Genomic DNA, 26,014 nt, shown 5'->3' on the forward strand with positions numbered 1-26,014 from the left:
CCTGTCAGAGCTACCCGGGCACTTCCGCTTTTCTTATAAGCAAAAAAATTGAGGAGCATATCTTTGGTTGCTATAGTAATAAAAAAGAGGTGGATAAAATGAAAATTGAAGTTTGGTCAGATTATGTGTGTCCGTTTTGTTACATAGGCAAGCGCACACTTGAAATAGCTTTAAAGAAAACGGGATTCGAAAGCCAGGCGGATGTTTCTTTCAAAGCGTATCAGCTGGATCCTGCTGCGCCTTTGGATTCCACTATATCCACTTATGAGTCTTTGGCAAAAAAGATGGGACAAACGGTGGAACAGGCAAAAGAGATGACGAAAGGTGTCGCACAGCATGCGCGCACGGTTGGCTTGGAATATGACTTTGACAATATGGTCCAGGCCAATACATTGGCTGCTCATCGCTTAGTGAAGTGGGCAGAATCACTGGGGAAAGACGCAGAAATGACAGAGAATTTATTGCACGGCTACTTTATTGAAGCCCGCAATGTGGGCAATACAGAAGTGTTATTGGACATTGCGGAAATCTCGGGCCTGCCGCGGGAAGAAGCCCAGCGAGTCTTGTCTTCTGACCAGTTTACAGAGGACGTGGAGACGGATATTTCAGAAGCTGGACAAATTGGTGTCCAGGGTGTGCCGTTTTTTGTGGTGAACCGAAAGTACGCAATTTCCGGAGCACAGCCAGTGGAATCTTTTGTGGAAGCTCTTGAACAGATTGCGGAAGAGGAGGGCATCCGTCCTGCCTTGAAGCCTATGGGGAAAAAAGAGACCACTTACTGTACTGGAGATTCCTGTGACGGTTGAAAAGGTCGACAAGCAGATTAGTTGAAGCAAGAGCAGTTTTCTATTAATATGAAGATGTCTTTGATTCGAGATAATAATTATAAAGTAAAGGGAGTTTTCAACGAAATGAACGTTTTAGTAGTAAAAGCCAATAACCGCCCTGCATCAGAAGGCGTATCCAGCAAAATGTACGAAGTCTTTATGGAGAGCATCGGTTCTGACATGAGCGTAAAGACATTTGATGTCTTTAAGGAAGATATGCCGTATTTTGGCCAGGACTTTTTCGACGCCATGCAAAAGTCTGCTCAGGCAGAAGAATTGAACGAATTGGAGCAGCGCATTTTGACAGCTGCCAACAAAGCAATGGATGCATTTTTGGAAGCAGATCTTGTAGTATTCGCCTTCCCGTTATGGAACAAAACCATTCCGGCTCCACTGCAGACGTTCATCGATTATATTTACCGTGCAGGTGTGACGTTTAAATATACAGAAGAAGGCCCAGTTGGACTGGTTCCTGAGAAGAAAGTGCTGATCCTGAATGCACGCGGCGGTGTTTATTCGACTCCGGAGACGGCTCCAGGTGAAATGAGCGTTAATTACATCCGCCAGATTATGAATTTCTTCGGCATTGAAAACATTGAAGAAGTCATCATCGAAGGACATAATATGTATCCTGACCGTGCAGAGGAAATCATTGCTGAAGGCATGAAGCGTGTAGAAGAAAAAGCACGGGCGTTGCAAACTGTAAACGCCTAATATATAGAAGGAAAAAACCGCAGGCGATTTATTGCCTGCGGTTTTTTTCTATGGATTAAAACAGTCAAGGGAGGGTAAATAATCAGTAAAACGATTATAGGAGGAACACTATGTCGCAGAATGAAAATACAAGCCGTATTCCGGAATCTTCAAAGTCTTATTGGAGAGATTACAAGGAAATTCCCAGTTATTCGCCTTTGCAGGGGAATGAGTCGACTGAAATAGGCATCGTTGGAGGCGGAATTGTCGGCGTCATCAGTGCCTATTTGCTGGCAAAAGCGGGCAGGAAAGTGACGTTGCTGGATGCCGGTAAATTGCTTGATGGCGTGACGGGCTACACCACTGCCAAAATAACTGCGCAACACGGATTGTTCTATTTTCCATTGATTAAAACCATTGGGGAAGAAAACGCAAAGTTGTATTATGAAGCCAATATGGCCGGGAAAAGATTTATTGAAGAAACGGCCAAAGAGCTCAATATCGATTGCGATCTGACGCCTCAGAAAGCGTTTGTTTACGCTGAGTCGCTGCTTGGGACCAAGCTGATTGAAAAAGAAGCGGAAGCGTATGAAAAGTTGGGAATTGACGGCGGGCTGGCAAAGGATGAAGTTGAACTGCCGTTTCCCGTTAAGGAAGCAATTGTCATGCGAAATCAGGCACAGTTCCATCCTCTGAAATTCCTGGCAGCGCTGGTACAGGAAATTGAGCGTCTTGGCGGCACAATTTATGAACAGACACGCGCTGTGAAAGTGTTGAAGAAAAAAGACCCGGTCATCCAGACCGAAAATCTGTCCCACCTGTCCTGTGATAAGGTAATTGTGGCCACTCATTATCCGTTCAATGACGATGATGGCATGTATTTTTCCAGACTGTCGATTAACCGTTCTTATGCCATTGCAGCGAAAATAAACGGAGAAGTGCCCAATGAAATGTATCTGAGCGCGGAAATGCCAAAACGTTCTTTGCGGTACGTGATGACTGATGACGGGGAGAAACTGCTGATTATCGGAGGCGATGGCCATACGACAGGACAAAGCAAAACACCGACAATGGAACATTACCGAAACCTCGAACAATTTGGGGAGCAGCATTTCGGCATCCGGGAAATTCCGTATCGCTGGTCGGCGCAGGACATGACGACACTCGATCAAGTTCCGTACGTGGGAACAATCACTGCAGGTTACGATAACATTCTGGTCGCAACAGGTTTCCATAAATGGGGGATGTCGAACGGCGCAATCGCCGGTGTGATGCTGGCTGATCAGGTTCAGGGCAACGAAAACCCTTATGCCAAAATTTTTGATCCAACTCGTCCGAAAATGAAGGCGGTCGATGCCGCAAGTTTTGTGAAAGACAATGCATCTGTGGCGAAAGAGCTGCTCAAAGGAAAGCTCAAGCGTCCTTCAAAAACAGTGGATCAATTGGCGAAAGATGAAGGGGCTCATGTGAAAGTGAACGGTAAAAGAGCCGGTGGATACAAGGACCAATATGGTCAGGTGCATATTGTCAGTACCACCTGTACACACATGGGCTGTGAAGTGGGCTGGAACGATGCAGAAAAATCATGGGACTGCCCATGCCACGGCTCCCGTTTTTCTTATACTGGAGAAGTGCTGGAAGGTCCGGCTGTAAAACCGCTCAAGCGAATCGAAGAAAAATGAACGCGAAAAAGCAGTACGGGAATTGACTCCGTACTGCTTTTTCGTTTGAATGGTTAGTCGCAAATAAACCTGAAATTCCCAAAGAAAAAGCCATTCGCGTATTGAACTGCTCCGATTCGGGGCAGTGCGTATGCGCAAATGGCTTTTTTAACCTGCTTTTCGAACTTAAGCCGGGTTCGCTTCTAGCTCAAGCGTGATTTTAATGTCTTCGCCGACCATGACACCGCCGGTTTCCAACGCCTGGTTCCACGTCAGGCCAAAATCTTTCCGGTTTACTTTTCCTTCTCCGCTGAACGCTACAACTTCAACACCCCACGGGTTCGTGCCTTTTCCGCCGTATTCAACTTCAAAAGTTGCCGGGCGTGTAACGCCTTTCATGGTAAGGTCGCCAGTCAACTCATACTCTTCGCCTTTTTTGACGATATCATTTGCTTTAAAAGTGATGTGAGGGTGATTTTCTGCATCAAAGAAATCAGCTGAACGCAAATGGTTGTCGCGGTCTTCATTGTTTGTATTGATGCTGTTTACATCAATTTTAAAGTCGATCAACGCTCCTTGCAGGTCTTCTTCATTTGCTTCAACGGTTGCTTCATACGAACCAAAACTGCCTTTAACTTTTGAAATCATCATGTGCTTTACTGAGAATCCGATTTCCGAATGTGTTGCGTCAACTGTCCATTTTTTCATAATGAAATTCCTCCTAAAGATTATGTGCTGACATCAATATAACGAATATCTATCTCGAAGTCAATAGTATTTAATTAATAATTCTCGAATTCGAGATTAAAATTTGTCTTTTGCATGAATCCCATCGATTTTGCTTGTCAAACAGGGAAGAACATCGGATACTATTAGAAGGTAAAAGTTTAGAAGGGATTTGCTTTAAATGACGAAAGAAAGATGGACAACAGACCTTCGTCGTTTTTTACTTGATGATCATGTGAAAATCGATGAACCGCTACACCTTCATACGCTGACGGAAATGGGTGGGCCGGCTGATGTTTTTGTAACACCGACAACTGACGATGAAACTGCTTATACAGTAAAATATGCTTATGACAACAATATTCCTTTGCTGCTTCTTGGAAATGGCTCCAATATGGTAGTCCGTGATGGAGGGGTAAGAGGCATAGTTTTGAATTTGAAGAGCCTGCGTTCGGTGGAAGTCGACGGCTTAACGGTAACAGCGCAGGGCGGAGCGAACATTAAAGACGTTTCGAAAATTGCCGCTTCTCATTGCCTGACCGGGTTTGAATTCGCCTGTGGAATTCCAGGGTCTGTGGGTGGAGCGATGGCCATGAATGCGGGGGCATATGGCGGAGAGGTCAAAGACGTCATCCGCAGAGCGACTGTATTGACACGAAATGGTGAGAAGCTCGTATTGACTAAAGAAGAACTGGAGCTCGGCTACCGAAAAAGTGTGATTACCAAAAAAGGCTATTATGTGCTGTCAGCCGAATTTGAATTGGAGCTGGGCAACCAAACGACAATCGATGCCAAGATGGACGAGTTGACGTTTCAACGGGAATCAAAGCAGCCGCTTGAATTTCCTTCTGCAGGCAGTGTTTTTAAACGGCCGCCAGGGAATTTTGCCGGAAAACTGATCCAGGAAAGTGGTTTACAGGGTAAAGGATATGGAGGTGCGGAAGTATCGACCAAACACGCCGGTTTTATTGTCAACAAAAACAATGCGACCGCTCAAGATTATATCCAAACCATCGAAATGGTGAAGCGGGCGGTAAACGAAAAATTCGGCATCGATTTAGAACTTGAAGTGAAAATTGTGGGAGAAGACTTACTGTAACCTGAATGCGGCGCTCTTTGAAGAGGAGTGCCGCTTTTTTTAATTGAAAGATATTATGCTATAATTATCTTATACAGAAGTTGAACTGCTCACCTTCATCTGCTGATTTCCCGCGTAACAGTAAAGTATAGATAACCGCTTATGATTTGGCGTGTTTCTTAGCGTTGACGCATCCGCGGACTGGACGGACTACGTTTAGAACGGTGTTTAAAGCTGATTTTTCGGGTTCGACTTGTATAAAAGCGCAAAAGGAGTTGTTATTCATAGATTTCTCAATTAACGGCATTATCCTGCTTGGCGGTCTTTTCCTCTTACTCGGCGTGTTGATGACTCGAATCTCAGCACGTGCCGGTGTTCCTTCTCTTGTTCTCTTTTTAATTATTGGTATGATCCTCGGCAGTGACATTTCTGGTCTGATTTATTTTTCCAATGCAGAAATAGCGCAGATGGTCGGAGTTGTCGCTTTGATCATCATTTTGTTTGAAGGTGGTTTGCAGACGCAGTGGAAGAATATTCGCCCAGTCCTGGGAGCATCCGTGGTACTGGCGACTTTAGGTGTATTGATTACGACCACAGTCGTCGCAGTGGTTGCTTATTATATCCTCGATATCGGCTGGCTGGAAGCGTTTCTCCTTGGCTCAATTGTTGGTTCGACTGACGCGGCGGCGGTTTTTTCCGTATTGGCCGGGCAGAACATCAAAGCGAAAATCTCTTCCACACTGGAAGCGGAATCCGGAACGAACGATCCGATGGCTATGTTTTTAACGATCGCATTTATTCAATTGATCATGATACCCGATTCTTCCGGCTGGACGATGTTCGGCAGTTTTCTATTGCAGATGGGGCTTGGTGCGATTTTCGGGGTCGTTTTAGGATATGTCGCTTCCTGGACCATCAATCGCATCAAGTTGGATGCTTCGGGCCTGTACGCAGTATTAGCTGCAGGGTTTGCCATCTTCATTTACAGCTCCACGGCCATTCTGGGAGGCAGCGGATTGCTTGCTGTTTATCTGGCAGCGTTGGTGATCGGTACCCGTGAATTGACTCACAGCCATTCAATCATCAGTTTTCACGAAGGATTTGCCTGGCTCATGCAGATTGTCATGTTTATGTTGCTCGGATTGCTGGTATTCCCAAGTCAACTGGTGGAATGGGAGTTGATCTGGAAAGGCCTTGTATTATCGCTGGTCCTGATTTTTATTGCCCGGCCGATTGCGGTCTTTATTTCGGCGGCTTTTTTCAATTATTCCATAAAGGAAAAGCTGTTTATCTCCTGGGCGGGCCTGAGAGGGGCGGTGCCGATCGTATTGGCAACTTTCCCGATGCTTGCCGGTCTCGAGAACAGTTTTCTGTTTTTTAATTTTGTGTTCTTTATCGTCCTGACTTCTGCTTTGCTGCAGGGCTCCACCATTCCTTTTATGGCGGAAAAGTTGTCGCTGAATGGGCGGCCGTCCCCAAAACGGATTCACTCGCTTGAACTTGTCTCCATGGACAGGGCGAATGCTGAGATGCTGGAAGTTGTATTATCGGAAAAATCGCCGTTTGCCGGACAGTTTGTCCAAACAATCGGATTGCCAAAGCAAACGTTGATCAGCGCAATTATTCGCTCCGGCAGACTGGTCATGCCGACAGGGACGACAAAACTGCGAGTGGGCGATGTGCTGTATGTCCTGACCGAAAAAAAGCAAGTATCCAAAGTGAAAATGGTTTTTGGCGAAGAAGATATTTTGGATTAGCCCGCGAAAAAATCGCGGGCTTTTCTTATGGAAGTGGAAGGGATTTCCCATTTCCCGGTCGAATCAAAAAGGAGGGGAAAAGGGGGAATTATATGAAAAAAGAGGTTCGGAAAAGAAAATGGCCAAAGCTGCTGCTCGGGACTTTTGGAATAATGGCCATCATTGTCATAGGTGCTTTGATTTTTGTAAACGGTTACATCGGAAAATCTGTTCCGGTTACATCGGGGGAAATTGATCTTGAAGTGTTGGATGCCGACGTGACAGTTATCCGAAGCGAGATTGGTGTACCGCATATTGCGGCAGACTCGGATGCCGACCTGTACCGTGCACAAGGGTATGTGCAGGCCCAGGATCGAATGTTTCAAATGGATTTGTCCCGCAGGCAAGCCAGTGGCCGTCTGGCAGAAGCGGTGGGTGCCGATGCAGTGAACACAGATAAATTCTTTCGTACGTTCAGCTTGAGAGATGCGGCGGAGAAATCATGGGAAGGCTACGATGAAGAAACAAAACGGGTTCTCGAATGGTTTGCAGAAGGGGTCAATGCTTACCTGCAGGAGGCAAAAGAAAATAGATCCTTAAGTTACGAATTTGCCCTTCTTGGATACGAACCGGAACCCTGGACGCCAATTGATTCGCTGGCAATCGGCAAATTCATGGCTTACGACCTCGGCGGGAATTGGTCGACGTTAGCCATCCGGCATTTTGCGTTAAACGAATTCCCGGAAGATAAGGCGAAAGAATTGTTCATTGATTATCCTGACCATGCACCTTCCATTATCGAAGAGAATAAAAATCAGCAAGTGGCAGTGGCCGGAAGGTTCGACGCTTCACTGCTGCCGCCTGAATTCAACGGCAGCAATAACTGGGTGGTGGCGGGAGATAAAACCGCAAGCGGGCTGCCACTGTTGGCAGACGATCCGCATCTTGGACTCAGCACTCCTTCAATCTGGTACCAGATGCATTTAAAGTCTCCCGAACAGAACGTCAGCGGCGTCATTTTTGCCGGCATTCCGGGCATCATCCTTGGCCATAACGAAGACATTGCCTGGGGCGTGACGAATGTCGGGCCGGATGTCCAGGATTTGTATATTGAAACGCCGAACCCTGTCGATCCCACGCAATTTCTGTATGAAGGGGAATGGGAGCAGGCGGAAGTGAGGGATGAGCCGATTGCCATAAAAGGACAAGAGGCGGAGCCTTTCGAAGTAGTGGTGACACGCCACGGTCCGATCATCTCCAATGTTATTTATGAAGAGGAAGATCCTGAAGCGCTGTTCTCGATGCAATGGACAGCATTGGAGCCGACGCTTGAACTGCAGGCTGTGTTGAAATTCAACAAAGCCGGCAACTGGGATGAGTTCGAGGCGGCGCTGGAAGACTTCCAGGCTCCGGCTCAAAACTTTGTCTTTGCTTCGACAGATGGCACGATTGCTTACAAAGCCAACGGACGGATTCCGATCCGGAAATGGGGGGACGGGCAGTTGCCGGTGCCAGGGGATTCCGCTGAATATGGCTGGGAGGGATATGTGCCGTTTGATGAATTGCCGACATTGGTAAACCCCGAAGAAGGTTTTATCGCTACAGCAAACAACGAAGTGGTCGATGATTCCTATGAATACCATATCACTGATTTCTGGGCTCAGCCGTACCGGTACCAGCGAATTGCTGAAGTGCTGGAAGCTTCGGATAACTTGACCAAAGAAGACATGATGGCATTGCAGATGGATCAGCAAAATTTATACGCACGTGAGTTTCTGGAAAATATGGTGAATGCAGTAAGGAAAGAAACCGATCAGCACGAAGAAGTACTGGATATGCTGATGGAGTGGGACCAGGTTGATAGCCCGGATCAGGCTGCACCGCTCGTTTTCCATAAATGGATGAAGCAGTTGCCGAAAACCATTTTAGCAGATGATTTTCCGAAAGACGTCTATAAGCTGTTGCCTGGGAAAAATCATATTACCGATGAAATGATGCGCCAGGCATTTGGCGGCCATGAAGGGGTTTGGGTATCGGAATATGGTGGAGTTGGAAAGTGGCTCTCAGACGCTCTGGATACGAGCCTCCGTGAGATTGAACAAGACTTCGGCGATGACTTCAAAAGCTGGGAGTGGGGAGATTATCACCAATTGACATTCCCGCATCCGCTCGGGGGAGCTTCACCGATATTCGCCCAGTTTCTGAATCCTGAACCGCTGCCTGTCGGCGGTTCGAATATTACCGTACAGGCAGCCGCTTTTAATGCAGAAGGCAATGTCAATCACGGCGCCTCCTGGCGTTTTGTCGCTGATTTGAGCGATTTATCGAGCGCTTATCATATTGTCGGCCCCGGTCTCAGCGGCCATGTAAAATCGGATTACTTTCACAATCAGGTGGACGATTGGGCGGAAGGGAACTTTCATGAAACGCCAATCGATTCTGCAATAGAAGGATCTTCTTTAATCCTGAATGCGGATTAAGATATAATATGGACAAAAACGATGTGAGGCGATTTGTGTGAAGCGTATGTTAGCGGTGGGAGCAGGCGGTATGGCCGGCACGCTCCTGAGAGCCTGGATTTACGCAGTCATCCCAAGCGGATGGGAACTTTGGGTGGTCAATCTCTTGGGCAGTTTTCTTATCGGTGTTGCCGCCATCCGGCTTCATGACAAGTCTGCAGAACTTCGGCTGTTTCTGTCGACAGGTTTTCTTGGCTCGTTCACAACGTTCTCTGCTTTTTCAAGCGATTGGTTCCATCTCTTGGAGAATTCGGTTGTATCAGGTATTGCATTCGGTATTCTTATGACACTTTGCTCTGTTGTCGCCGCTGCTTGTGGCGTCTGGACAGGAAGAAAGGGGAGAATGGAATGATGGCAGTTGCCCTTGGAGGTTTTGTGGGAGCCGTATGCCGATATTTCTGCTACCTTCTGGCCGAAAGCCGTTCACGCCATCCAAAAGCAGCGACGTGGTTCGTCAATAGCCTCGGTTCTTTCTTGCTGGGTGCTTTTGTCGCCAGTGGACTGCTTTCCCTTTTCTGGGTTACCGGCTTTTTAGGGGCGTTCACGACTTTTTCGACAATGGCGCTCGATGCAGTCAAAGATCTGGAAGAAGGCAAATGGAAGAGTGCACTGGTATATCTGGCCGCTAATTTAATCAGCGGAATTGTGTTGTTCAGTCTGGCTTACACTGTAGCCGGATAGAAAAAGGAATGTCCCGAAAGTGCCAGGGACATTCCTTTTTCTTTTTCTGGTTATTTCCTGCTGTTCAATGATTGAATTCTCCTTTTTCAATTACCCGTCCCAGCCGTCCTTCTGTGGTCTCGGCATGGAGCAGGGATTGGTAAACCGCTTCCTCCGTGGCTTCGATGACTGCCTGGAACAATTCGTTCATCAGCTCATGGTCATCGCGCAGCACTTGTTCCTGGGTGAAGGCATGTTGCACTTTGTGCGGAAAGGTCACTGCATTGGAGAACGCGATGATGATGTCGCCACTGCCGTTATGGACATGGCTGCCGGTTCTTCCCAGCCCGATAGCCGCGCGTTTTGCCAACCGTTTCAATTGCCGGCTGTTGACGGGGGCGTCAGTGGCGACAATGATTATAACCGAGCCGTCCGGTTTTTCAGGCGCATCGTCGTCCTTCTTCCAATTGGCAATAGCCAGTTCTTCTTTGCGGCCGAAATTGGTCAACACCAGCACGCCAGCCGTATAGGACAAGCCCTCTTTTTCGACGATCCGAGAGGCCGAACCGATGCCGCCTTTGACTCCGTAGCAAATCATCCCTTTCCCCGCGCCGACTGCGCCTTGCGCAAAATCAGTTCCGGCATTTTGAATGGCTTGCTCTGCGTGCTCCGGTTTTACGGCCATCAGGCGCATCGAATTCAGATAGCTGTCGTTGCATTCGCCCACCACGATATTGAGTGAGCTGGTGGAATCGCCGATTGCCGGATTTTCCGCCAGCATCCAGTTCAGCGTGCCCTGCAGCACCGATGCGACGCTGAATGTATTGGTCAGCATGATGGGGGATTCCAACAAGCCGAGTTCTTCCATTTGGATCAGTCCCACTGTCTTGCCGAAGCCATTTAACACAAAACTGGCTGCAGGAACTTTTTGTTCGAAGCAATTACCTTCGTGGGGCAGAATGGCCGTCACGCCGGTGCAGACCGCTTCTTTTTCCGACAGTTTTTGCTCCAGCGTCACATGGCCGACTTGAACTCCGGTAACATCGGTAATGGCATTCAATTTTCCTTTTTTCAATAAAATCACCGTTTCTTTTTCTTGTTATTGTACCAAAAAAATATCCATCTGCTCACCCGCCGGTTCATTTCACGATGACCACCGGAGCCTGGACGCGTTTGGCCACTTTGTGGCTGACGCTGCCGAGCACCATTTCCTGGAAGGCGTTCAAGCCGCGGCTGCCGATGAATACAAGATCGTATCCGGTTTCATTGGCGTGGCGGACGATTGTGGGGCCGGGAGTTCCCTGCAGAATGGTGGTTTCACAATTGATGCCGGCGGACCGGAACAGTTCTTCCAGTGGCGATAGGTTTTTCTTCCGTTCAGTCGCGTCATCAGGAGTGTGTTGGCTTTTTAGGATCTCGTTCCGTGCCTTATCGTAATCGACGACATATAAAAGAGTGACAGCCATTTCCGGATGGCCTTTGGCTAGTTTGATCGCTTCCTGGGCAGCCCGCTTTGAATGTTCGGATCCATCCGCTGCCACCAGTATTTTTTGATACATGTCCACACCCCTCCATTTCCTTCGGTTTAGTATGATATATTCTCCAATGCTGAACTTAAATCCTTTTGTTGAAGTTGAACGTTTCATCAGAAAACCTGATCATAGAGAACATTCAAACCGTTGTTTGACTATTCAAACAAACACCGTTATACTGAAGAAAACAATCAAATGGAAGTTTGAATGAAAGAAGGTAAAGTGATGAAAGATGTATGTGAAGTGACCCAAATCCATCCTGAAGCCGTGGAGAATGTCATCCGCTTTATGCCGGACCTGAGGGCAGTGGCATCGCTTTTCAAGGCTTTGGCAGATGATACCAGGCTGAATATCGCTTACGCGTTAACGATCGAAAAAGAGATGTGTGTCTGTGATGTTGCAGCTGTCATAGGCTCTTCTACCGCGACTGCTTCCCACCATTTACGCTATCTGAAAGACCGGGGACTTACCAGTTCCGTCAGAAAAGGGAAGCAGGTGTATTATTCGTTGGCTGATGACCATGTTCACCAATTGGTGACGATTGCTCACGAACACGCGAAAGAAGGTGAGCCAAATGCAAAAGACCTATCGTCTTGAAAATCTGTCGTGTACGAGCTGTGCGGCGAAGTTCGAAAAAAATGTCCGGGACTTGCCTGCCATCAAACAAGTCAATCTGAATTTCGGAGCATCCAAATTGACCGTCGATGGCAATGTTTCAATTGAGGAATTGGAAAAGGCAGGTGCTTTTGACCATATCCGTGTCTATCCCGAAAAAGAAAAAGTGCAGCACATCCCTTTCTACAAAAAGCGGCAAACCATCGAAACGGTGATTTCCTTCCTGTTGCTCGTTGCTGGAATCATCGTCTCATTTCAAACCACTGAAACAAGTGCGTGGTCCATTGGGTTGTTTGGGACTTCGATGCTGGTCGGAGGCTATCATATGTTCTGGACCGGACTTCAGAACCTGTCAAAGTTCCAGTTTGATATGAAAACCTTGATGACCATTGCCATTATCGGGGCAGTGATAATCGGGGAATGGCGTGAAGGAGCCGTTGTGGTGTTTTTATTCGCCATCAGTGAAGCGCTGGAGGATTTTTCGATGAGCAAGGCAAGGCAGTCGATCCGCAGCTTGATGGATCTCGCCCCTGCACGTGCCTTGGTACAGCGGCAAGGGGAACTGCTCGAAATGGATACAGAAGAAATTCGAATCGGTGATGTGCTGATTGTTAAACCAGGGCAGAAAATTGCCATGGACGGAACAGTGGCAAGCGGCACTTCTTCCGTCAATCAAGCCACCATTACCGGTGAATCGATTCCGGCTTACAAGCAGCCGGGAGATGAAGTGTTCGCCGGCACGCTCAACGAAGAAGGAGCCCTGGAAGTCACGGTCACCAAACATGCGGAAGATACGACGATCGCTAAAATTATTCACCTGGTGGAAGAAGCGCAGGCTGAAAAAGCGCCTTCTCAGAAGTTCGTCGACCGCTTTGCGAAATACTACACACCAGCCATTATTGCCATCGCATTTTTTGTCGCTCTCGTCCCCGGCTATCTGACTGGAGATTGGCAGTTGTGGATTTACCAGGGGTTGGCTGTACTGGTGGTCGGCTGCCCGTGTGCACTGGTCATATCCACGCCAGTTGCAATTGTTACAGCCATCGGCAATGCAGCGAGACAAGGGGTTCTGATCAAAGGCGGCATCCATCTGGAGGAAACGGGACGGATCAATGCGTTGGCGTTTGATAAGACCGGTACTTTGACCAAAGGGTATCCGGAAATGACGGATGTTTTTGCAGAAAAAGGATACGAAGAAAAAGACGTGGTGAAACTCGCTGCTTCTGTCGAAACCATGTCTCAGCACCCATTGGCAAGAGCGATTACCAAACAGTCTCCAAGCGTATACAGGCATGGAAACTTCCAATCGATCACAGGCAAAGGGGCTATGGCGCAAGTCAATGGCATGCACATTGCCGTCGGCAGCCTGGAATGGGCCAGAGAGCACAGGCTGGCGATTCCGGAACGTTATGAGAAATTGCAGCACGAGGGTAAATCGGTGATGGCGGTCTTTTCAGAAATGGAATTGATCGGCGGCATCGCGGTTGCAGACCCTGTCCGCCATGAAAGCCAAACCATCCTTGAGAAACTGAAAGGCATGGGCATTAAAGAAACCATCATGCTGACGGGCGATCATCCGGTGACAGCCAACGCCATCGCTGCCGAAATCGGATTAAGCGATGTACGTGCTGGGCTGATGCCGGAAGATAAATTGACAGCCATCAAAGAACTGCAGCAAAAATATGGCCGTGTTGCCATGGTGGGCGATGGCGTGAACGACGCACCGGCTCTGGCTACTGCCACTGTCGGAATCGCCATGGGTGGTGCCGGTACAGACGCGGCACTGGAGACAGCGGATATTGCGCTGATGGCCGATGATTTGGAGAAACTTCCCTATACCATTCGACTAAGCCGAAAAACTTTGCGTATAATAAAGGAAAATATCATTTTTGCTTTAGGGCTTAAAATTATCGCTTTGCTTCTGATTATTCCGGGATGGCTGACATTATGGATTGCGATTTTTGCAGATATGGGAGCTACACTGCTGGTCATCTTGAATGCCCTTCGGCTTGTAAAGATTCAGAAGTAGGCAAGGCTTGGGGGATTATTTTGTGAAATTGACAGAATGGACGATGGAAGAACAGGAACAGCTGATTCATTTTATGACGACGAATTCATGGCCTTACCACGGACACGAACATCCAGTCCGTGCGCTGATTCAGAAAACGATTGAAGAAGGCGGTTATCAGTCGGATCAGGTGACGACGTTCTGGATTGAAAATGACGAGGGCCAGCAAGTGGGACTGGTGAAGATTTTTGATCTGCAGGATGAGATTCCGCTATTCGATTTACGGATTGCAGATCCATACCGCGGAAAAGGATACGGACCAAAAGCCTTGAAAATGGTGGCCGATTTTGTTTTTTCGTTGCCGGAAAAGAAAATCCGGTTGGAAGGCAACACACGCCACGACAATTTCGCCATGCGCAAAGCGTTTGAAAGAACCGGATTCGTTAAGGAAGCGCATTTACGGCAGGCCTGGTTTTCTCCAAAAGAAAACCGCTACTACGATGCAGTGACGTATGGGATGACGCGGGAGGATTGGCAAGCGGGCATCACGACGCCGGTTCTTTGGGAAGATACGGTGGAACCGATCAAAGAACCGCCGTTTAATCCGGTTCTGCTGGACTTTCCGGAGTCATTCGAATCGGAACGGCTCCTGATTCGCGCACCGAAGAGGGAGGACGCCATGCAAAGCTTTGAAGCGGTGAAGAATTCACTGGAAGCTTTTCGTCCATGGCTGCCGTTCGCTCAGAAAAATCCGGACTTGAAAGAAACGGAAGCCGAGTTAATCGAAGCAGCCGCCAATTTTCAATTGCGAAAAGATCTGCGGCTGCATTTCTTCTCGAAAGAAACGGGGACATTGATCGGTTCTTCCGGTCTTCACCGGATTGACTGGGAAGTCCGGAAATTTGAAATCGGCTATTGGGTCGATAACCGCTTTGAAGGAAAAGGATATGTGACAGAAGCGGTTGAACGGATCACCCGTTTCGCTTTTGAGGAACTGGGTGCCAATCGGGTGGAAATCAGATGTGATCCGGACAATGTCCGCAGCCGGGCAGTGGCGGAACGCCTAGATTTTGAGCTTGAGGGAATCCTGCGCAACGAGTCGATTTCAAGAGTGAACAACAAACTTCGCGATACCTGTGTATATGCGAAAGTCAGACAATAAAAAAGGTCCGAGACAATTCTCGGACCTTTTTTCTGTGTTTTTCATGCCCAGCCCTTCGCATTGCTCCAGTCTTTCCGGCTAGGGCAAGAAATGCTATTACCGGCAAAGCTTTTGCGGTTTTCTGAGCTGGGTGAGCAGTTTTGGTTGGTATGGCTAAACGCCTCTTCTGCCTGTGACCAAGTTAATGACTAAAATGATCGCTGCGACGATTAATAGAAGGTGAATCAACCCTCCGGCCACATCCATCAAAAATCCGATTAACCAAATAACAATGATGACCACTAAAATAATCCAAAGAATTCGTCCCACGCTTTTCACCCGCCCTTTCTGTATCGGTATAGTAATATCTACCCTCCGGAAGTTTTACACAAACCTGTCAGGTGAAAACTCTGTGTTTTCTGTGCTTTCCCACTCAGTTGTTTGATGAGGTGGGGTATAGTAAACTGATACTAGTTAAGTTAGGGAGGAACGAATTTTGCCTACTCCAAGTATGGAAGACCATATTGAAATCATTTATTCATTAATAGAACAAAAAGGATATGCGCGGGTATCTGATATTGCGGAAGCATTATCGGTTTTGCCTTCTTCCGTAACCAAGATGGTCCAAAAGCTGGACAAAGACGGCTATTTGATCTATGAAAGGTATCGGGGTCTTGTGTTAACCCCCAAAGGGCAAAAATTAGGGAAGCGCCTTTTGATGCGCCATGACCTTCTTGAACAGTTTCTTCGGGTGATCGGAGTGGACGAGGAGCGGATTTATGAAGATGTGGAAGGCATTGAGCATCATTTAAGCTGGAACTCAATCGACAGGATTGCAGATTTGGTTCAGTTACTTGAAGCGCGGCCGGATTTGATCCGGGAACTGGAGAAGCTGAAGCAAGAAGAAAAAGACAGTTAGACGACAGAAGGAGGTTGCGATTATGGCATTGCATCCAGGAGTAAAAACAACATTGAAAGTTAAAGACCGTTCAACATCACAGTGGATTTTGACGGATGGATCTGGTGATGAAGTGATGATGAACGAATCGGAAATTGAAGAAGGACAGGAAATCGGTGAAGAAATTGAAGTTTTCCTGTACCGCAATCGCCAGGGCGGAATTTCTGCCACACCGATGATTCCGCATATTTTGCCAAGCCAATATGGCTGGGCGAAAGTGTTGAAAGTTTCGCGTGAAGGGGCAATAGTTGATATCGGGACCACACGTGAAGTCTACGTATTGGCGGCTGATTTGCCGCAGATAAAGGAATTATGGCCTCAAGCTGGTGATCACCTTTTCATGACACTTCGGACCGACAGGCTGGGTGATTTGTATGGCCGTCTGGCAACCGAAGAAAAAGTGCTCGAATTGATCGAGCCGGCTCCTGAATCGGTATTCAACAAAGACTTGAAAGCGCGGGCTTACCGGCTGTTGCCCGTTGGTACGTTCATGATTTCAGTGCCCGAAATGTACCGGATCTTTGTGCACGAAACAGAGCGCAAAGAAGAGCCGAGGCTTGGAGAAGAAAAAACAGTCCGTGTCATTGATGTTAAGGAAGACGGGACGTTAAACGGTTCGCTTCTTCCGAGAAAGCAGGAACGTTTATCGGAAGATGCAGAAACAATCATGCGTTTTTTGGAGGAGTCGGGCGGTCAGATGCCGTTTACGGACAAATCCACACCGGATGAAATACAGGAAATGTTCGGCATGAGCAAAGCTGCCTTCAAACGGGCGTTGGGAACGCTTTATAAAAACAGAAAAATTGTACAAGAAGAAGGCTGGACAAAGTTGACCACTTGACGAATGCAACTTTTTCCGAGGAACAGCGTTTAATTTGGAGAAAGGGGCTAGTTGATATGAAAAAAATGATTACGGCCATTGCTGTGATGTTTGCGTTATCGGTTTTATTGCCATCGCCCGGCTCTGCGAATGTTGGGATAAACGAAAAGTTCGGAGCACCGATTGTCGTCTACGGTGGCGACTTGACGGCCGCTGAAAAAGAAAGTGTTTCGGAAAGCTTGAATGTCTCGGAGGAAGTGGAAGTCGAAGAAATCGAAGTGACGGGACAGGACCTCGTAACCTACATCCAGGACGGGGATCCGCGGGCGAATATGTATTCTTCTGCAAAGATTACCCGTAAAGATGCAGGAGAAGACCTCGTTATTCAGATTGTGACACCTGAAAATATTACGCAAGTGACAACAGAAATGTACGCCAATGCCATGCTGACTGCAGGGATTGAAAGCGCGACAGTGGAAGTGGCAGCACCAAAACCGGTGACAGGGCATTCCGCCTTGGTAGGTATTTATAAAGCATACGAAGTGAACGGGGAACAACTGGATCCGGAGCGGACGGATGTGGCCAATGATGAGCTGTCAGTTGCCACTGAATTGGCGGATGGGGAAATAAGCGATGAGAAAGTAAGTGAATTGCTGACAGAAATCAAAAAGCAGATCGCTGAAAACAATCCGGCATCCCGTGAAGAAGTGGAACAGATTGTAGAAGAACAGCTGTCGAAGCTGCAAATTGAACTGAGCCCGGAAGACCGTCAATTACTGATCGATTTAATGGACCGCATCCGGAAACTGGATATCAATTTCTCTGAATGGTCGACACAGCTGGAGGATATAAGTAAAACCATTGGCGAAGGAATCGGTGACATTGTAAATGATGAAGGGTTTTGGCAAAGTGTGAAAGATTTTTTCCGCAATATCGCCAATACCATCCGTTCCTGGTTTAACTGACAAAACCGAACAGGCATGCCCGCACACATCGCGGCATGTCTGTTTTTTTATAAGGTCCTTTTCTTGATTGGGGCAGCAGTGAGGTGTAATATAAAGATAATATCTCGAATTCAAGATAAGAGGGGGAGTTTTTTATGAAGTTAGAAGGAATTCATCACGTATCAGCCATCACAGCAGATGCCAACAAAAATCATGACTTCTTTACGCGCATTCTTGGAATGCGCTTAGTAAAGAAAAGTGTCAATCAGGACAGTACTTCTTCTTATCATCTGTTTTATGCCGATGCCGTCGGAACACCGGGAACGGATATGACATATTTCGATATCCCGATGGCAGGCAGGACGTACCCCGGCGTTTCCAGTATCAGTAACACAGCGTTCCGAATAAAAAGCGAGTCCGCGCTGCATTACTGGATTGGGCGATTTGACGAATTCAATGTGCCTCACGGCCAAATCGAGCAGCGTTTTGGCCGGCTGTCCGTGACGTTCCAGGACTTTGAAGGGTCGCGCTTAATGCTGGTAGTAGATGATGGGACCGGTATCGAATATGGCGTTCCTTGGACAAAGGCAGAGATACCGGAAGGCTATGAGATTGTTGGATTGGGCCCTGTGCGCTTAACTGTCCGGAAAAGCGAAAAGACGGCTGCCGTATTAACGGACATCCTGGGCTTTGAAATGATCGGCTCTTATCCTTCTGATGTAAAGGGGATGAAAGAAATTTTCGTATTTTCAACAGGAAAAGGAGGCCCCGCCGGCGAAGTACATTTAGAGGAACGTCCGGACCTTCCTCCAGAACGACCCGGCAGAGGCAGTGTCCATCATGTGGCGTTTCGTGTAAAAACCTTTGAAGAATACAGCAAATGGAATGCTTACTTGCGTTCAAACGGATTTATGACATCCGGAGAAGTCGACCGTTATTACTTCAAAGCGATTTATTTTCGGGAACCGAATGGCATTCTTTTCGAGTTATCGACGGATGAGCCGGGCTTTGCAACTGACGAATCAATGGATCACCTGGGGGAAAGCTTGGCGCTGCCTCCATTTCTTGAGCCGAAACGGGCACAAATCGAAGCATCACTTCGTCCATTAACGATTAATGGATAAAGAAAAATGCTTTCCACAGGAGAAAATATGAGGAGGAAATCGGAATGGAATTTGTATTGACAGAACTCGGACAAGACGAGTTTGCATATCGTTACACAGAAGGTGAGTCAGTCAAAGCTGAAATCACCTGGACGGAGCTGGCGAATGTGATGGTCATTGAGCATACCTTTGTTGATGAATCATTGCGCAACCAAGGGATTGCAAAAAAATTATTGGATCGCGCTGCGGAATATGCACGTGAAAAAGGGTATAAAATGGAGCCGGTATGTTCCTATGCAGTGGTAGCGTTCGACCGCTACAAAGACTATGAAGATGTAAAAGTATAAATATTAAAAAGCAATCCGCTGATACTGACCAGTGGATTGCTTTTTATGTGCCTGCTATGTAATTATCCATACATAACCTCCGTTTTATAGAGTAGTCATAAAGAATACAACAGCCGTTAAAATTGACGCTCCGCCTATCCCGTACAGAAAATCTGCCTGGTTAAAAATCAGTTTCTTTTCCATTTCGTGATGCTCCTCTCAAAATGTTGTTACTTTCTAACTACCCGGCTGAAAATGCTGTAAACATGGTTTAATCGAAATTCGATAGGGAAATCTTTTAATATGAAACCATCTTCGATTATTCACGTATAAATAAAAGAAGAATACATAAGGAAGAGGTGGAGCCAATGAACAGCAATAAAATCAACAGGACAGGAGAACGGATTCTGGGAATTATCGGTGCAGTGTTCAATGTATTGGTCATTTTTCTGATGATCTTTTTGCTCACCAGCTTAAGCGGCTTTGAAGGAAGCCCGGAACAACAGCAGCTGGAACAGGAAATAATGAATGACCCTGCGCTGTCCGACCCTGAAGAAGCTCAGATGGTGGTTGACGCTGTGAATGTATTTATCGGTGGATCCGGCATTGTTTTTTGGGTAATCATCGCCATTCTGGTCATCAGCACCATTTTTGCAATTCTGGCTATCGTGAATCTTAAAGGAGACCGCAACCCAAGGCTTGCCGGCTTGTTCTTTATCTTAGCCGGGGTATTTGCAGGGCTGTTGTCCATCACATCTATCCTGTTCTACATCGCAGCTATCATGTGTTTTGCGCGCAAACCGCCGTTGCAGGATGATATGCTTCGAAAAGATGACACGGTGCGACGTGAAGATGAAACACCGTATCGTCCTTTGTAAAACAAAAAAGCACCCGCTCACATAGCGGGTGCTTTCATTCTGTAAACGTATTTTGCTGTCTTTAAAGGGTGGCCTTCAAATAATTCCTCAAATTCCTCAACCAATTCAAAACCATTCGTCTCATAAAAATGACGGCCTTTTTTGTTTTCACATTCAACGTATACGAATAATTGGGAGCCGTTCAACAGGTAAGAGAGCCCACTGTGCAGAAGCTGCTTGCCGTAACCGTTTCGTTGATGTTCGGGTTTCAAGTACATGGCAATCAATTCAGCATCTCCGTCTTCGTCCACTTTGGTAAAATTGGCGAAACCGACTGCCTCCCCGTCATGCTCTGCCAAAAGCAGGATGGTTCGTTCGAGTCTCATTTCCACCATGGCGGCCGAGTAGGATTTATCTAAAAAGCTTTTTTGTATTTGAGAAGGAATAATGCCCTCATACGTATCGCTCCAGCTGATATGGGCAATTTCCTGAACTGATGTTATATCTTGTGGTGTGCCTGCACGAATCATTCCATCACCTCTGAAATTCTTTTTGTCATCATATCAAAAAAGGCCGCTAATAGCCAATGATGTGGAATAATAATAAAGAAAGGAGAAGATAAGCAATGAGCTGGAAAACGTATCAATTTGATGAACTGACAACAGAGGAGTTATATGACTTTTTAAAGCTTCGCGTGGATGTATTTGTCGTTGAGCAAAATTGTCCTTATCCGGAACTGGATGGATTGGACCAACAGGCTATTCATATAGCATACGGAGAAAATGGGAAAACTCTGGCATATGCCAGGCTCGTTCCGGCAGGAGTGAAATATGAGGCGCCGTCCATCGGCAGGGTAATCGTGCATCCGGAAGCGAGAAACCGTGGACTTGCACGCCGGTTATTGCATCAATGCATCGACTTTATCCAGACGCACTGGAAGGCGGAGGAAATCCAATTGCAGGGTCAGGTTTACTTGCAGCAATTTTATGAGTCGGTCGGGTTCCAAACAGTTTCTGACATCTATGAAGAAGATGGCATCCCTCATGTCGACATGAAACTCCACAGCAAGCAGCTGCAGGATTAAAAGCTTTGATAAAGTGCTGTTTTTTCATATTTTGACGGGCAGTAAAGACGGAGAGCCCGCTGGTAAAGTTTCTCTTTAAGCGGATAAGGGTAAAGTAACAACAAAAGCGACTGATAGGAGTGGTGCAAATGGCAAGAGGAAAAGGAAGAGGTTTGTTATTGGCGGGTTTGGCTGCCGGTGCATACGCATATTTCAAAGATCCGAAGAACAGGGAAAAAGCGACAATTGCTTTTAACGATACGAAAGCGAAGGTGAATGCTTTTATGGAATCTCAAAACCTGGATAAGAACGAAAAGGAAGAAAAGCGCAATAACCCGGAAACCCCCCGCGAGAACAAAATGGTATCTGAAGGAGCTATGACAAGCGTTCAATACTACAATGAAAACGAGCAGGGACAAGAAGAGGAAGACGAAAACGCCAAACTTTCTCCCAATGACACAAGCCGCGAAAAATCGGAGAACACGGAAAGCGTAGCTCCTGAAACAAAGATCAACACTGAAAACCTGTAGAAAGGATGGGTAAATCCCATCCTTTTTATTTTTGGGTTAGAAAAATTTAATTTGTTGAGCAGGTCTGCTTTTTACTGGCAAAAATATTTACTGCCGCCGTAAGGATCAGGAGAGTGCCGCTTAGGACAAACCCTCCATTGGCCGTTACTGCCAATGCCCCCGTTACACTCGAACCCGCCACCACGCCAACCGAGAAAAATGCATAAAAGTACCCGTATGCCCTGCCTCTGGAATAAGGGGTCGTCGAATCGATCAACAAGGAATTGATGGACGGGAACAGCAAAGCAAATCCGACTCCATAAGTACACATCGCAGCATACAGCAAGGGTGCCATAGTGACGGCACTCAGAAAGAAGAGAGACCCGCCCATCAACAGGAAACCAGCAATCAAGGTATAGACAGGCTTGCTTTTATCGAAGATACGATTGACCGGCAACAGAAAAACAAGAATCGCCGAAATGCCGAATGTACTCAGCAGCAAACCACTCATTTCTGAAGCAAAATCCAAATCTTCCACTTTTAAAGGAAGCATATAAGCGAGAACCCCTTGTGAAAACATCAGGAAAAAAGCACCTGAAAATGCCTGAATCAATCCACGGTTAGCAAGCAATTGCTTTACAGAAACAGCTGGCTCCGGAAGTTCGTCTTTTTTTTCAACGGATCTCTTCAATATGAAAAAAGCAGCTACGCCCAACAAAAGCAAAATGCCGCCGATGATGGCCATGGTTTCGGAAGTGCTGGTGCGGCTTGTGTAGATGGCACTGAAAGCAGGGCCGGTGATGGCCGCCATGCCTACAAATGCGCCTGAAACAGCAGCCCCTTTTCCTCTCCTGCTGTGATCAGTCCGGTTCGCCAAATAAGTGAAAGCAGCCGGGATGGTCAAGCCGGCAAAAATTCCATGAAGAAAACGGATCAGCAACAGGCTGTAAGGCCCTTCAGCCAACGAATAAGAGAACAAAATGCCTCCGGTCAAAAATAAACCGGCAATCAAAATAGCAAACGGTCCTTTTCTGTCCGAGTAGATACCGGAAATAAGATTTCCGATGGTATTCGACAGCGAATACATTCCGACAACCAGTCCTGTGAGAAACGGTGTTGCGCCTAAAGAAATCGCAAATGGACTCATGATCGGAAGCTGGGCGAAAAGATCGAAGAAAGCGAAGAAAATAATCAAATATATAAAGAAACGCAAAAAAGCCCCTCACTTTCGTAAACGAATGAATAACAGATGGATTAACTTTACACCAAAGAAGGGTAAAGACACACATAAAGACATTATATCACCGGAGGTCACAGGATGAAAAAGGCTATGTTTATCTTAAATCCATCTGCTGGAAAAGAGCAGGCAGTTGAATACCGTGAACAAGTGGAGACGGCCTTGGAAGACATGGGTTATGCCGTCGACACGAGGGCCACTGAAAAAGAAAGAGACGCGATTCACTTTGCAAGGGAAGCATGTGAGGAAAAGTACGATTTTGTAGTAGCGATGGGAGGGGATGGAACCATTAACGAAGCGGTGACTGGTCTGGCGGAACAATCGCATCAGCCATTGTTTTCCTTGATTCCGCTGGGGACCGTCAACGACTTTGCGAGGGCCCTCAACATTTCATTGGACCCGCCTGAAGCCATCGAAGCCCTTAAAACCGGAACGGAAAAACGAGTCGATATCGCAAAAGTGGGAAATCTTTACTTCATGAATATTTTAGCGATTGGTCACATCGCCGAATCGACTTATGAAGTTTCGCCGGAACAAAAAACCCGTTTTGGAGCCTTCGCTTATTTTTTGGAAGGAATCAAAGCTATTACGTCGGACGAGGAAATGCATTTTGACATCATCCACGACCATGGAGAGTGGTCGGGGGAAGCGAAGTTAGTGTTGGTTGCTCTCACCAATTCGGTGGGGGGGTTTGAAAAACTGGCACCTGAAGCACTGACAGATGATGGGTTGCTTCATCTCTATATTGTGAAAAACGCAGCTTTGCCCGCTTTTATCCGAATGGCCAGTGCGTTGATAAGAGGGCAGTTGGAAAAAGACCCGGCTGTTGAAGTGGTACAAACGACCAAAGTTTCAATTAAAACAACCGAACCTTTATCCTGCAACATTGACGGTGATGAAGGCTGTGCCACACCTTTTGTTGTAGAAGTGATGCCACGGCATATCCGGGCGCTTGTGCCTCCTGACCCGGCAGATTAAAAGGCAACCATCTCCAGGAGATGGTTGCCTTTTGTGCGAAAGAGGATGAAAGGAAAAAAGGAAAATAAAATGAAACTTTTTATCCCCTAAATCGTCCTGTATCAAAGGTATTTTACTCTTTTTTCTGATATAATAAGTATTAGTAGTAAAAAATTAACAAAATTTTTTTTGTAAAAATAACTTATTTTCCATGCAAAACTATGTTCTTCCAGTTCAAATAAGTATATAGTTGAAATATCTGCTGCAAAAACTGTACAAGAAAGACGGGGAAAAAATGAATATGATTGCTGTACCTACGATTCAAGAGACGATTTCCAAAATTTTCATGAACGAAAGCGAAGTTTTGGGGCAATATGAAGGATTGGAAAACTTTTTCGAAGTTGAAACTCAGCTGATTTATGAGATTCATCACCTTGAAAAAGAAAGAGCCAAAAAGACGCTGCGGATCTTAATTGATATGATCTCCTTGCGGGCTGGAAAAAATACCATTCGGGAAGTTCGTAACTACTATATAATCCTTTCTTCAGTAATGGCGCGAAAACTCTACGAAATGCGTGTCCCGCCGAAGAAAGCATTTGCTTTCAATGCAGCTTGTGTTGAAATGGTGGATAATCGAATGAATGATTCTGAATTCCTGTACGTGGCAGATGAACTGATCGAGTTTTTCGTTTCGATTATTTCTGAAAGAAAACAGCCATCTTTTGGCCACCAGACAGTCAACAAAGTGGTGATGTATATCAATGATGAAGTGGAACGTGACTTGTCGGTGGAAGACATCGCCAAACATTTTCATATCTCCACCAGTCATTTGTCCCGCATTTTTCGGGAACATGCGGGAATTACACTTGTCGAATATTTGAACGTGCGACGGGTTGAAGAATCGCAATATTATCTTCGGCATTCCGATAAAGGCATTTCCGATATTTCGAAGCAGTTCCATTTTTGTAACCAAAGCTACTTTACGCGCATATTCAAGAAATATACATCTGTCACGCCTAAGCAATTCCGCGATAGTGAGCACATCCCCTACTTCCGGTATACATTGCCCAATGCGAAATGAGGAGAAGACATTCTCCTCTTTTTTGCGTTTCCAAACAACCGACAGGCCCGGGGACATTCGAAAAGTTGTCACATCCTCTTTGAAAAAAGATGATCTCATTTCCGTCGTTTGAATTTTGCTCTCCTTACAGGTATACTTCTCTATAGTTTAAAAAGGTGTAGGTGACTAAAGTGAAAAAGAAAATTACATTACTGCTGTTTTTGGCAGTTGCTGTTGTCTTATTAAGTGGCTGTGCTGCTGTGGAAAATAAAGAAGGATTTTTCTACTCGATCTTTGTAGCACCATTCGATTTTTCACTCGATTATTTAGGGAATTTATTCAACGGAAGTTACGGAATGGCGATTGTGGCCATCACAGTTATCATCCGTCTGATCTTAATGCCATTCATGCTTCGGACGTACAAGCGCCAGCAAGGTATGAAAGTGAAAATGGATGCAATGCGTCCGGAAATGGAAGATATCCAAAAGCGGTTGAAAGAAACAAAAGACAAAGAAGAGCAAATGAAACTTCAGCAAGAGATGATGGGTCTTTACAGAAAGTATGAAGTGAACCCATTAAACATGGGATGTTTGCCTGTCCTTATTCAAATGCCGATCATTATGGGGCTTTACTTTGCCATCCTGTATTCCCCAGACGTTCGTTCGCACGAGTTTCTGTGGTTTAACCTCGGTGCACCGGATATTGCCATGACATTGATCGCCGGTGCGGTTTACTTCTTCCAGGCACGTGTGTCACTTTGGACAATGCCTGAACAGCAGAAGAAACAGATGAAAATGTTTATCTATATCTCTCCTGTTATGATCATGTTCATCTCGTTCACTTCAATGGCTGCTTTGCCTGTTTACTGGGCAGTCGGCGGGATCCTGCTGATCATCCAGACGTTCATCGGGCGGAAGTTCTATTCGGAACATCCCGAAAAAGCGATCGAAGCGGTAGAGGACAAAAAATAACAGCGGAAGCCGG

At 46.5% G+C, this 26,014-nt stretch carries 28 protein-coding genes; 22 read left to right on the forward strand and 6 right to left on the reverse strand.

Annotated features, from left to right (window positions below; all coding sequences use genetic code 11):
* Positions 1–98: 98 nt before the first annotated feature.
* From EEX84_RS13735 to EEX84_RS13745, 3 genes are all read left to right on the forward strand, one after another.
* A complete protein-coding gene (locus EEX84_RS13735; RefSeq protein WP_123166224.1) occupies positions 99–806 on the forward strand; it encodes a DsbA family oxidoreductase in 708 nt (235 codons plus the stop codon).
* 105 nt (positions 807–911) lie between these two features.
* On the forward strand, positions 912–1,541 hold the full coding sequence (locus EEX84_RS13740) for an FMN-dependent NADH-azoreductase (protein WP_123166225.1): 630 nt from the start codon (positions 912–914) through the stop codon (positions 1,539–1,541).
* 110 nt (positions 1,542–1,651) lie between these two features.
* Positions 1,652–3,202, forward strand: a complete 1,551-nt coding sequence (locus EEX84_RS13745) for an FAD-dependent oxidoreductase (RefSeq protein ID WP_123166226.1) — start codon at positions 1,652–1,654, stop codon at positions 3,200–3,202.
* Between the two features lie 165 nt (positions 3,203–3,367).
* Here EEX84_RS13745 and EEX84_RS13750 read toward each other — a convergent pair whose 3' ends face one another.
* Positions 3,368–3,889 carry a YceI family protein gene (locus tag EEX84_RS13750; RefSeq protein ID WP_123166227.1) on the reverse strand — a complete coding sequence of 174 codons (522 nt, stop codon included), beginning with the start codon at positions 3,887–3,889 and terminating at the stop codon, positions 3,368–3,370.
* A gap of 199 nt (positions 3,890–4,088) precedes the next feature.
* Here EEX84_RS13750 and murB point away from each other — a divergent pair, with 199 nt between their 5' ends.
* The 5 genes from murB to EEX84_RS13775 all read left to right on the forward strand — a co-directional run bounded on the left by murB (position 4,089) and on the right by EEX84_RS13775 (position 9,921).
* Complete coding sequence (murB, locus tag EEX84_RS13755) at positions 4,089–5,006, forward strand: UDP-N-acetylmuramate dehydrogenase (protein WP_123166228.1); 918 nt, start codon at positions 4,089–4,091, stop codon at positions 5,004–5,006.
* A gap of 254 nt (positions 5,007–5,260) precedes the next feature.
* Positions 5,261–6,742 carry a potassium/proton antiporter gene (locus tag EEX84_RS13760; RefSeq protein WP_275669737.1) on the forward strand — a complete coding sequence of 494 codons (1,482 nt, stop codon included), beginning with the start codon at positions 5,261–5,263 and terminating at the stop codon, positions 6,740–6,742.
* A gap of 92 nt (positions 6,743–6,834) precedes the next feature.
* The gene (locus tag EEX84_RS13765; protein WP_123166229.1) at positions 6,835–9,201 is read left to right on the forward strand and encodes a penicillin acylase family protein; all 2,367 of its coding nucleotides are present in this window, start codon (positions 6,835–6,837) and stop codon (positions 9,199–9,201) included.
* 46 nt (positions 9,202–9,247) lie between these two features.
* Complete coding sequence (locus EEX84_RS13770; RefSeq protein WP_240034000.1) at positions 9,248–9,592, forward strand: fluoride efflux transporter FluC; 345 nt, start codon at positions 9,248–9,250, stop codon at positions 9,590–9,592.
* Positions 9,589–9,921 carry a fluoride efflux transporter FluC gene (locus tag EEX84_RS13775; protein WP_123166231.1) on the forward strand — a complete coding sequence of 111 codons (333 nt, stop codon included), beginning with the start codon at positions 9,589–9,591 and terminating at the stop codon, positions 9,919–9,921. The genes EEX84_RS13770 and EEX84_RS13775 overlap by 4 nt, the downstream gene beginning before the upstream one ends.
* 64 nt (positions 9,922–9,985) lie before the next feature.
* On the opposite strand, the gene EEX84_RS13780 is transcribed toward EEX84_RS13775, so the two are convergent.
* Both EEX84_RS13780 and EEX84_RS13785 read right to left on the reverse strand, forming a co-directional pair.
* A complete protein-coding gene (locus tag EEX84_RS13780; protein ID WP_123166282.1) occupies positions 9,986–10,975 on the reverse strand; it encodes a DmpA family aminopeptidase in 990 nt (329 codons plus the stop codon).
* A gap of 64 nt (positions 10,976–11,039) precedes the next feature.
* Positions 11,040–11,459: a universal stress protein gene (locus tag EEX84_RS13785; RefSeq protein WP_123166232.1), complete on the reverse strand. Its 420-nt coding sequence runs from the start codon at positions 11,457–11,459 to the stop codon at positions 11,040–11,042.
* Positions 11,460–11,657: 198 nt separating this feature from the next.
* On the opposite strand from EEX84_RS13785, the gene EEX84_RS13790 reads away from it, so the two are divergent.
* Genes EEX84_RS13790 through EEX84_RS13800 form a run of 3 tightly spaced genes read left to right on the forward strand, consistent with a single transcriptional unit; the run spans position 11,658 to position 15,217 of the window.
* The gene (locus tag EEX84_RS13790; RefSeq protein WP_123166283.1) at positions 11,658–12,029 is read left to right on the forward strand and encodes an ArsR/SmtB family transcription factor; all 372 of its coding nucleotides are present in this window, start codon (positions 11,658–11,660) and stop codon (positions 12,027–12,029) included.
* Positions 12,007–14,076 (forward strand): heavy metal translocating P-type ATPase, encoded by a 2,070-nt coding sequence (locus EEX84_RS13795; protein WP_123166233.1) that lies wholly within the window; start codon positions 12,007–12,009, stop codon positions 14,074–14,076. The genes EEX84_RS13790 and EEX84_RS13795 overlap by 23 nt, the downstream gene beginning before the upstream one ends.
* 22 nt (positions 14,077–14,098) lie before the next feature.
* Positions 14,099–15,217, forward strand: coding sequence for a GNAT family N-acetyltransferase (locus EEX84_RS13800; protein ID WP_123166234.1), 1,119 nt, complete (start codon positions 14,099–14,101; stop codon positions 15,215–15,217).
* Between the two features lie 153 nt (positions 15,218–15,370).
* Here EEX84_RS13800 and EEX84_RS13805 read toward each other — a convergent pair whose 3' ends face one another.
* Positions 15,371–15,526: a lmo0937 family membrane protein gene (locus EEX84_RS13805; RefSeq protein WP_123166284.1), complete on the reverse strand. Its 156-nt coding sequence runs from the start codon at positions 15,524–15,526 to the stop codon at positions 15,371–15,373.
* A gap of 166 nt (positions 15,527–15,692) precedes the next feature.
* On the opposite strand from EEX84_RS13805, the gene mntR reads away from it, so the two are divergent.
* The 6 genes from mntR (at position 15,693) to EEX84_RS13835 (ending at position 20,225) form a co-directional block, all read left to right on the forward strand.
* Positions 15,693–16,115, forward strand: a complete 423-nt coding sequence (gene mntR / locus EEX84_RS13810) for a transcriptional regulator MntR (protein ID WP_123166235.1) — start codon at positions 15,693–15,695, stop codon at positions 16,113–16,115.
* A 22-nt stretch (positions 16,116–16,137) separates the two neighbouring features.
* Positions 16,138–16,995 (forward strand): CvfB family protein, encoded by an 858-nt coding sequence (locus EEX84_RS13815; protein WP_123166236.1) that lies wholly within the window; start codon positions 16,138–16,140, stop codon positions 16,993–16,995.
* Between the two features lie 56 nt (positions 16,996–17,051).
* On the forward strand, positions 17,052–17,939 hold the full coding sequence (locus tag EEX84_RS13820) for a DUF1002 domain-containing protein (protein ID WP_123166237.1): 888 nt from the start codon (positions 17,052–17,054) through the stop codon (positions 17,937–17,939).
* Positions 17,940–18,073: 134 nt separating this feature from the next.
* Positions 18,074–19,042: a ring-cleaving dioxygenase gene (locus EEX84_RS13825; RefSeq protein WP_123166238.1), complete on the forward strand. Its 969-nt coding sequence runs from the start codon at positions 18,074–18,076 to the stop codon at positions 19,040–19,042.
* Between the two features lie 44 nt (positions 19,043–19,086).
* Complete coding sequence (locus EEX84_RS13830; RefSeq protein WP_123166239.1) at positions 19,087–19,368, forward strand: GNAT family N-acetyltransferase; 282 nt, start codon at positions 19,087–19,089, stop codon at positions 19,366–19,368.
* A 347-nt stretch (positions 19,369–19,715) separates the two neighbouring features.
* Positions 19,716–20,225 carry a DUF4064 domain-containing protein gene (locus tag EEX84_RS13835; RefSeq protein ID WP_123166240.1) on the forward strand — a complete coding sequence of 170 codons (510 nt, stop codon included), beginning with the start codon at positions 19,716–19,718 and terminating at the stop codon, positions 20,223–20,225.
* A gap of 17 nt (positions 20,226–20,242) precedes the next feature.
* Here EEX84_RS13835 and EEX84_RS13840 read toward each other — a convergent pair whose 3' ends face one another.
* Entirely contained in the window at positions 20,243–20,734 is a 492-nt protein-coding gene (locus EEX84_RS13840) for a GNAT family N-acetyltransferase (protein WP_123166241.1), read from the reverse strand.
* A 95-nt stretch (positions 20,735–20,829) separates the two neighbouring features.
* On the opposite strand from EEX84_RS13840, the gene EEX84_RS13845 reads away from it, so the two are divergent.
* Positions 20,830–21,288 carry a GNAT family N-acetyltransferase gene (locus EEX84_RS13845; protein WP_123166242.1) on the forward strand — a complete coding sequence of 153 codons (459 nt, stop codon included), beginning with the start codon at positions 20,830–20,832 and terminating at the stop codon, positions 21,286–21,288.
* Positions 21,289–21,416: 128 nt separating this feature from the next.
* Positions 21,417–21,797, forward strand: coding sequence for a hypothetical protein (locus tag EEX84_RS13850; RefSeq protein ID WP_123166243.1), 381 nt, complete (start codon positions 21,417–21,419; stop codon positions 21,795–21,797).
* 46 nt (positions 21,798–21,843) lie between these two features.
* Here EEX84_RS13850 and EEX84_RS13855 read toward each other — a convergent pair whose 3' ends face one another.
* Positions 21,844–22,989: an MFS transporter gene (locus EEX84_RS13855; RefSeq protein ID WP_123166244.1), complete on the reverse strand. Its 1,146-nt coding sequence runs from the start codon at positions 22,987–22,989 to the stop codon at positions 21,844–21,846.
* Positions 22,990–23,094: 105 nt separating this feature from the next.
* Here EEX84_RS13855 and EEX84_RS13860 point away from each other — a divergent pair, with 105 nt between their 5' ends.
* The 3 genes from EEX84_RS13860 (at position 23,095) to yidC (ending at position 26,001) form a co-directional block, all read left to right on the forward strand.
* Complete coding sequence (locus EEX84_RS13860; RefSeq protein WP_123166245.1) at positions 23,095–23,991, forward strand: diacylglycerol/lipid kinase family protein; 897 nt, start codon at positions 23,095–23,097, stop codon at positions 23,989–23,991.
* Positions 23,992–24,265: 274 nt separating this feature from the next.
* Positions 24,266–25,051 (forward strand): AraC family transcriptional regulator, encoded by a 786-nt coding sequence (locus tag EEX84_RS13865; RefSeq protein ID WP_123166285.1) that lies wholly within the window; start codon positions 24,266–24,268, stop codon positions 25,049–25,051.
* A gap of 170 nt (positions 25,052–25,221) precedes the next feature.
* Positions 25,222–26,001 carry a membrane protein insertase YidC gene (gene yidC / locus EEX84_RS13870; protein WP_123166246.1) on the forward strand — a complete coding sequence of 260 codons (780 nt, stop codon included), beginning with the start codon at positions 25,222–25,224 and terminating at the stop codon, positions 25,999–26,001.
* Positions 26,002–26,014 lie beyond the last annotated feature (13 nt).

It is taken from the genome of Planococcus salinus (assembly GCF_003719725.1).
GTDB lineage: Bacteria > Bacillota > Bacilli > Bacillales_A > Planococcaceae > Planococcus > Planococcus salinus.